Here is a 795-nt window from a genome sequence, read left to right as displayed (position 1 = left end):
GCCTGAATTCACTGCCATTGCCCGGTGCGGTCGGACGGGGGCCGGGGGCCAACATCTACCACGTCGAGCTCCCGAATGTCGGGACGATGGAGTCGAATTCGCCGGTGATGATCGACGATGTCGTGGTCGGCAGTGTCGGCACGATGCGGGTGCAGGGCTGGCATGCCGACGTCGAGATCTCGGTCAAGCGTGATGTCGTCGTCCCGGCCAACGTGGTAGCCACCGTCGGTCAGACCAGCCTGCTGGGCTCGATGCATGTGGAGCTCAATACGCCGCTCGGGCAGTCGGGAAGCGGACGGCTGCAGCCGGGCGCCACCATCCCGCTGAGCCGGTCAAGCGCCTACCCGTCGACCGAGCAGACGCTGTCGTCGCTGGGCGCGGTTGTCAACGGCGGGGGATTGGGACAGATCGGGGAGGTCATCCACAATTTCTCCGCCGCCCTGTCCGGGCACGAGGGCGCCGCGCGTGATCTGCTGACTCGCCTCGACACGTTCGTGGGGACGCTGGACGATCAGCGGGACAACCTCGTCGCTTCTATCAAGGCGCTGAATCGGCTTACCGGCACGTTCGCCGAGCAACGCGATGTTCTCACCGAGGCGCTGCGCAAGATACCGCCTGCCCTCGATGTGCTGATCAAGGAGCGCCCGCGGCTGACGGCGGCTCTGGATCACCTTCGCGTGTTCAGCAACACCGCCACCAGGCTGGTCAACGACGCTCAGGACGACCTGGTCAAGAATCTCAAAAACCTGGAGCCGGCCATCAAAGCGCTCGCCGATGTGGGACCGGAGTTCGGCA

1 protein-coding gene is annotated in these 795 nt (G+C 65.3%); it reads left to right on the top strand.

The features are described 5' to 3' along the window. The coding region (locus tag ACZY0B_RS27880; protein ID WP_463767446.1) for an MCE family protein at positions 1 to 795 on the top strand (795 nt) is incomplete at both ends.

It is taken from the genome of Mycobacterium sp. IDUB_19, assembly GCF_055419445.1.
This window is presented reverse-complemented; position numbering and strand designations above follow the sequence as displayed.